The 6639-nt window shown below is 38.7% G+C and carries 8 protein-coding genes; 2 read left to right on the forward strand and 6 right to left on the reverse strand.

Annotated elements, in window-relative coordinates; genetic code table 11:
* Positions 1–58: 58 nt before the first annotated feature.
* Positions 59–565, forward strand: a complete 507-nt coding sequence (locus AC1DUW_RS18350; protein WP_477643143.1) for a YkyB family protein — start codon at positions 59–61, stop codon at positions 563–565.
* A gap of 64 nt (positions 566–629) precedes the next feature.
* On the opposite strand, the gene AC1DUW_RS18355 is transcribed toward AC1DUW_RS18350, so the two are convergent.
* The 3 genes from AC1DUW_RS18355 to corA form a co-directional block, all read right to left on the reverse strand.
* Complete coding sequence (locus AC1DUW_RS18355; RefSeq protein ID WP_053348007.1) at positions 630–1535, reverse strand: chemotaxis protein; 906 nt, start codon at positions 1533–1535, stop codon at positions 630–632.
* A 230-nt stretch (positions 1536–1765) separates the two neighbouring features.
* On the reverse strand, positions 1766–2272 hold the full coding sequence (locus AC1DUW_RS18360; protein ID WP_477643144.1) for an RDD family protein: 507 nt from the start codon (positions 2270–2272) through the stop codon (positions 1766–1768).
* Positions 2273–2383: 111 nt separating this feature from the next.
* Positions 2384–3358: a magnesium/cobalt transporter CorA gene (gene corA / locus AC1DUW_RS18365; RefSeq protein WP_053345141.1), complete on the reverse strand. Its 975-nt coding sequence runs from the start codon at positions 3356–3358 to the stop codon at positions 2384–2386.
* Positions 3359–3517: 159 nt separating this feature from the next.
* Between corA and AC1DUW_RS18370 the strand changes: the two genes are divergently transcribed.
* Positions 3518–4669 (forward strand): aminotransferase A, encoded by a 1152-nt coding sequence (locus AC1DUW_RS18370; RefSeq protein ID WP_053345140.1) that lies wholly within the window; start codon positions 3518–3520, stop codon positions 4667–4669.
* Positions 4670–4769: 100 nt separating this feature from the next.
* Here AC1DUW_RS18370 and AC1DUW_RS18375 read toward each other — a convergent pair whose 3' ends face one another.
* The 3 genes from AC1DUW_RS18375 to AC1DUW_RS18385 form a co-directional block, all read right to left on the reverse strand.
* Complete coding sequence (locus AC1DUW_RS18375; RefSeq protein ID WP_053345139.1) at positions 4770–5135, reverse strand: hypothetical protein; 366 nt, start codon at positions 5133–5135, stop codon at positions 4770–4772.
* A gap of 67 nt (positions 5136–5202) precedes the next feature.
* Positions 5203–6069 carry an NAD(P)-dependent oxidoreductase gene (locus AC1DUW_RS18380; protein ID WP_053348006.1) on the reverse strand — a complete coding sequence of 289 codons (867 nt, stop codon included), beginning with the start codon at positions 6067–6069 and terminating at the stop codon, positions 5203–5205.
* Between the two features lie 47 nt (positions 6070–6116).
* Positions 6117–6639, reverse strand: a 523-nt coding sequence (locus AC1DUW_RS18385) for an SDR family oxidoreductase (RefSeq protein WP_477643145.1), incomplete at its 5' end; no start/stop codon positions are given.

Genomic DNA, 6639 nt, shown 5'->3' on the forward strand with positions numbered 1-6639 from the left:
GAAGGAAAGAAACAGGCTTCCTTTCCTTCTCACCTTATGAAGAAAAGGAGTTTCTATAATGAACCACACGAAAGGACATTCTGAAATGGATGAGTTTTCGATTAACTCCCTTGCCCAGGCCGTGTTTATTGTAAATAAACATGCGAAGACTGCATTGGAACCTAAAAATTTATATAATTTAAAACGGCTTGCATTAAACAAGCTAATACAAGAAGGAAAAGCGAAGAAGATTGGACTTCATTTCTCTGATAACCCTCGCTTTGCCGCACAACAATCCGACGTAATTGTCGAATGCGGATCATATGTTTTTCACCTACCTCCTACTAAGGAAGACTTGAAAAATCTACCCCACCTCGGCAGCCGGGCAGCATCCATACGGAACCCTAAAGCCTCCTTGTCATTATCCAAGGCAAAGCAAATCTTACAATCTTACGTTGGACAAGCAGGTGAAAAGAAGCCGAACTCTACCAATACTGAGAAAAGGCCTTACGGACGGGGCCCGGTCAAGCAGCCATTTCATAATCCATTCCCCTCCTCTTTTTTAGGAAAAGGTTCCAAGTATTAAAGGGTAAAAATTGGATAATAAAAACGGGACGAGAGGTTATACACCCTCGGCCCGTTTTCCAATGCTATAAAGCAAATTTGTCTATCAAATCTATTAGAGCAGCGATTTCAGGTTTGCTGATTTGTGCATCAGCCCTAACAACTTGCCCTTTATGGCGCAGGCTATCCGTAATCAATGAGGAGAAAATAATAACTGGCAATACAGTAAGTTCGCTATTTTCCTTGATTCTTCTAGTTAGATGATGACCGTCCATTTGAGGCATCTCAATATCAGTAATCACCAATTGCACTTCTTCAACAACCTGCTTTCCTGATTCGATCAAACTCTCTAAATAATTTAATGCATCTAGCCCATTTTCATAAAACACTAGGTGTTTAAACCCCGCTTCTGACAATGTATCAAACAGTAGCTTTCTCAGTAATGGAGAATCCTCTGCAATAAGTATTCTCTTTTCTGAATTTTGCCGGTGACCCAGCTTTTTAACCTGCTGGACGCTGATTCCTGAATTCGGATTGATTTCAACCACTACTTTTTCAAAATCAAGTAATAAAATCATTTCACTGTTTAATTTTATTACACCGATAATCTGACTTTCCAATCCCTGATACATATCCGAAGGCTTTTCAATTTGAGTCCAAGAGATGCGGTGTATCTGTGTCACCGTATGGACATGGAACACCACTTTTTGCTGATTGAATTCAGCGACTATGAATTTATCTTGCTCTGGTGTTCCCGATGCTGGAAATCCTAGGGCATCCGCTACATTTACAACCGGTAGTACCTCCCCGCGAAGCTCAATAATTCCTTCAACATTTGGATGTGAATGAGGAACAAGCGTGATATGTACTGGATTAATGATTTCCTTTACCTTAATTACATTGATGCCAAATTTATTCTTTCCTATGCCGAATTCAACAATCTCTAGCTCATTCGTTCCACTTTCTAGTAAAATCCCTTTATTTGCTTCCATTGCTTTATCTCGCCCTTCCCTTACTTTTTCATATATACCATTATCTAAAATAATATTTTTTTTGGTCAAATAGACCTACGATGATATTATAAATGAACTCATACCTAATAATTCGGTTTCTTTCGTCTTTTGTTTAGTGCAATGGTAAGAAAAATAGAATCAAGAAGAGATTATCTATTTAAGCCAAACAAAAAAAGGGAGCTCATATCAGAGTCCCCTTTTTTCCATGATCATTTTTTGACTACTACCGTACCTGCAATCATATCGTGAAGTGCCTGTTTTTTCGATGTAAACCCTGCCATGATATAGCCGATATAAAAGATCATCCCTGATATGATCGTCGCAAAATAACGCCCTGTAGCTCTACCAAACCCTATTCGTCCTCCATTTAAATCCGTCACTTTAATATTTAGGAGTATTTTCCCGACGCTGCCTTGCCATTTCGAGGAATGTAATAAAGTATAATAAAGAAAGCTTATAAGTAAAGATAAAAATAGAATGATAATTGCTCCTGCCAGGAAAACGAATATATCACTCAATGATGCCTCGTAATTAGGATCGATTGTCGATTCCTGTAATTCCATCATCGCGCCACTCCAAAAAATACTTACAAAAGCCGATATGATTCCGGTAGGGATCCCGATTATAATGCCATCAATAATATTCGCGCCAAAGCGCAGCCAAAATCCAGCATACTCTCCTCTTTCCACTGGGCTTTCAACAACCCCAACTTCCATTTAAACACCTCATATTCATAAATTTGGTATTTTATTCTTTTTTTATTATATCAAAATAAAGTATCAAATTAATATAGCTTTCATTGAAAAAAGCTGATTAGCTGGATATTTTTAGCTCTTTCTTGATCTTTTTCTAGGATTCAGCCAACCTTTTTTAACAAAGTATAAAAACATCATCAGCGCAATTCCCCCCATCATTCCGAGGACCAGGAAATAGCCATAGTGCCAGTTTAATTCGGGCATATATTGAAAGTTCATCCCATACACACCTACTATAAAAGTCAGCGGCATGAAAATGGTAGTAATGACAGTCAAAGTCATCATCGTCGAATTCATATTATTAGAGTTAACAGACAAATAGCTATCCCGGATATCAGATGAAAAATCCCGGTATGATTCCAACATTTCGGTTAATTTAAGTAGGTGATCGTAAACATCATTAAAATACAGATGCTGATCTTTTAAATAATTAAGCCGCTCGGACGAAATCATCCTGTAAAGTAAATCACGCATCGGTAGTATAGTTCGGCGAAGTTTTGACATATCCGTACGTAAATCAAATAACTGATCCATCAAGTCTGTAATGGTTTCATTTTCGGTATTATCCTCGATACTACTTAATTCGCTTTCCATTTTATATACAGGTGGAAAAAATTCATCGACGATCCGATCAATCAATCTATGCATTAGAAAAAAAGGACCCTGCTTTAGCATGTTATTTTGATGGACTTCCTTCCACACCGTCTCAAGTTCAAGCAGCTCCTCCTTATGAAATGTGACTAACCATTTTTCTCCCACAAACATATCAAGTTCGACAGCTCTAAAGACCTTTTGCCTGAGAGCATGTATAACAATAAATTGGTACCCCTCATAAAAATCCATTTTTGGACGCTGGTTAAAGTCATCCAGACAGTCTTCAATAGCCAGCGGATGAAAGTGAAAATGACTCGATAAAAGTTCAATTTCCTTTTCTGTAGGATTTGAAAAATCTACCCAATACCACTCAATATCCGGATTATTCATTTCCACTAGTGGCAAATCAAAATTGACTTCCTGATCTGAAGTTATAGCACAAGTCCTTATCATATGTATCAACCCTCAAAATTTTCTTAATTCTCATTATACCTTTATTTCATTAATCTCAAAAAGTATTTCTCCCCCATCCAAACTAAATGATAAAATAGAGTGAATCCGTCAAACATAGTACATAATCTCATGAAGTATGAAAAGGGAGGATATTCATAGATGGAGCATTTAGTAAACCCTCTAGTAAAAGAAGTTCAAATATCAGGAATCCGTAAATTTTACAATATGGTCGCTGATATCGAAGGAACCATTTCCTTAACGATAGGACAGCCAGATTTTCCAACCCCGCTGCATATTAAAGAAGCGGCCAAACAAGCTATTGATAATGATTATACGGTTTATACTCATAATGCCGGTTATTTAGAATTAAGGGAAGCCGCATCTGAATATGTAAAAGATAAATACCAGCTTACCTATGATCCAGCGAATGAAGTCATAGTAACTTCAGGTGCAAGCGAGGGTATCGACGTTACATTCCGGACCATTCTCACCCCCGGGAATGAAGTGATACTCCCTGGCCCTGTATATCCAGGCTATGAACCGATTATCAAAATGTGTGGAGCAGCCCCTATCTATGCGGATACAACCAAAAATGGATTTCGTTTAACTGCAGATATCATTGAACAATACATAACTGATAATACACGATGCATCGTTCTGCCGTATCCTTCAAATCCAACTGGAGTCACATTGTCTGCTGACGAATTAAAGGATATCGCCGAGCTCGTACGGGACAAAGATATCTTCATTTTGGCGGATGAGATATACAGCGAGCTCGTATTTGATCAAAAACATGTATCGATTGCCACTTATTTAAAGGACCAAACCATCGTCTTAAACGGTTTATCCAAGTCTCATTCGATGACTGGTTGGAGAATTGGCCTTCTATTTGCGCCTGTAGCTATCTCTCAGCATATTCTAAAGGTCCATCAATATAATGTGACCTGTGCCTCTTCCATTTCTCAAAGAGCTGCTTTGGCTGCTTTAACAGCAGGCAAGAATGATGCCCTTCCCATGAAGTCCGAGTATGCCCTGAGAAGAGAATACGTATACAACCGCTTACAAGCAATGAATTTAGAAATAGTCAAACCAAATGGTGCCTTTTACTTCTTTGTGAAGCTGCCTGAAGGTTTCACTTCTTCACTTGAATTCTGTCTCAAACTTGTGAAACAGGAAAAAGTGGCTGTAGTCCCCGGTGATGCTTTTTCTTCACTAGGTGAAGGGTACTTTAGGATTTCATATGCGTATTCAATGGAAACTCTGAAAATGGCTTTAGACCGTATTGAAGCTTTTTTACTTAAGAATAATTGAACAAAAAAGTGGCCTTCAATTGATTGAACTATTGAAGGCCACTTTCCTATTCTTAAAAATTTTCATGCTACTAACAATTCTCCACAAAACTTTTTATTGGTTAATATAATCTCCGTAAAAACCGAATTTCGCGATAACCTTCTTCCTTATTTGTTGTCGTAAGGCTCACCTCAACGATCGATCCAAGTAAATCTGCCATCACTTCTTCAAATTCCTTTGCGGAACGCGGCTTCGAATGACCTAAACTTTTTAACTCACGCATCAGAATCTGGAAACCGGCATTTGTTTCAATATGGCTGAATTTCACCGGCAGAATTAGTGGACTTTCATTCATTAATTTTAACTCCCATCGAATGGGCTTTGTTTGGTTAATGGTTTTTTCGCGTTTAAAACCTTCAATCCGAACAATGTATCGGCCATCTTCTAATTCTTGAAATTTCATGTTAATGTCATCGAATTCGCCCATAAACGATCGCTCCTTTTTGTAAAGGCTGTCGCTTTCAGCTTATTCATAAGAAAGAGAAGGTAGCACTTTAATTATTATAGTGTTTATATAAAGCCTGAGTACCGCTATTTTCCTCTCCAGCTTCTGCAAGGTTCTCATATAAGGATTTGCTCAAGGTTAATCCAGGAGCATCCATTCCCATTCTTTCCGCTTCATCAAGTGCAATTTTCATATCTTTAATAAAATGCTTGATATAAAAACCAGGTTCAAAATCACCTTTTACCATTCGAGGTACAAGATTAGACAATGACCAGCTTCCGGCAGCCCCCGATGATATGCTCAGCAGAACGCGGTCTGGATCCAAACCTGCCTTTTTGGCATAAGAGATCGCTTCAGTAACCCCGATCATATTAGATGCAATTGCAATTTGATTACACATTTTCGTGTGCTGTCCCGATCCCGCTGGACCTTGATAGACAACATTGCTGCCGATGATATCAAAAATTGTCTGAATAGATTCGAAGGCCTTAATGTCTCCGCCGACCATAATGGTAAGTTTCGCATCCCTTGCACCGATATCCCCTCCAGAAACGGGGGCATCAAGTGCTTCCATGCCTTTTTTCTTCGCTTCTTCGGCTATTCTTACGGCCAAAGAAGGCGTGGAGGTAGTCATATCAATTAAATAGGTACCCTTTTTTCCATTCTCGATAAGCCCATGTTCACCAAGATATATTTCTTCGACATCGCTTGGGTATCCAACCATGGAGATAATTACGTTAGTTTGCTGTGCGATTTCCTTAGGTGTTGTTGCCCATTTTGCCCCCTGAGAGATTAGATTGCTTGCCTTTTCTTTCGTCCTAGTATAGACATATACCTCATATCCTGCCTTTAGTAGATTTCCGGCCATGCTTTTTCCCATTACTCCTATACCAATAAATCCGATTACTGTGTTCATTTTCGTCAAGACCAATCTCCTCAATTCTACTTATATTAATTACTTTATTAAATAGACTTTACCATGCCTCCATCAACTAAATAGGACTGGCCAGTTAAGTATGTATTAGCCCCTGAGACAAGGAAAGTAACGAATCTCGCAAATTCCTCAGGTTCCCCATAACGGCCAAGAGGGATTTTATTTATCGATTTTTCAGTAATTTCTTCAGTAGTGACTCCCTGTTTCTCTGCATTAAATTGATCAAGATGCTGAATGCGGTCTGTTGCGATTCTACCCGGACCAACCGTATTGATTAATATCTGGTCTGGAGCTAACTCAGAAGCTAACGTTTTTGATAATCCAACAATTGCAGTCCGGAATGTATTCGATAATACAAGTCCTGGAATCGGCTCCTTAATAGACGAAGAAGCAATATTAACAATTTTACCACCTTGTTTTTTTAGATATGGCAGGCTCTCTCGAATCGTCCGAATGAAGCTCAGTAAATTCAGTTCGAAAGATTGTTGCCATTCTTCATCATTGAAATCAGAAAATGCCCCCCCTGGAGGACCTCCAGCGTTATTAATAAGG

The organism is Peribacillus sp. P4_C12, assembly GCF_056402095.1.

Excerpts from the sequence above, each read along its gene's own strand:
- AC1DUW_RS18375 (WP_053345139.1), bottom strand. The coding sequence starts at position 5,135 with ATGGGCGAATTCGATGACATTAACATGAAATTTCAAGAATTAGAAGAT.
- AC1DUW_RS18350 (WP_477643143.1), top strand. The coding sequence starts at position 59 with ATGAACCACACGAAAGGACATTCTGAAATGGATGAGTTTTCGATTAAC.
- corA (WP_053345141.1), bottom strand. The coding sequence starts at position 3,358 with ATGATAAGGACTTGTGCTATAACTTCAGATCAGGAAGTCAATTTTGAT.
- AC1DUW_RS18360 (WP_477643144.1), bottom strand. The coding sequence starts at position 2,272 with ATGGAAGTTGGGGTTGTTGAAAGCCCAGTGGAAAGAGGAGAGTATGCT.
- AC1DUW_RS18355 (WP_053348007.1), bottom strand. The coding sequence starts at position 1,535 with ATGGAAGCAAATAAAGGGATTTTACTAGAAAGTGGAACGAATGAGCTA.
- AC1DUW_RS18380 (WP_053348006.1), bottom strand. The coding sequence starts at position 6,069 with ATGAACACAGTAATCGGATTTATTGGTATAGGAGTAATGGGAAAAAGC.
- AC1DUW_RS18370 (WP_053345140.1), top strand. The coding sequence starts at position 3,518 with ATGGAGCATTTAGTAAACCCTCTAGTAAAAGAAGTTCAAATATCAGGA.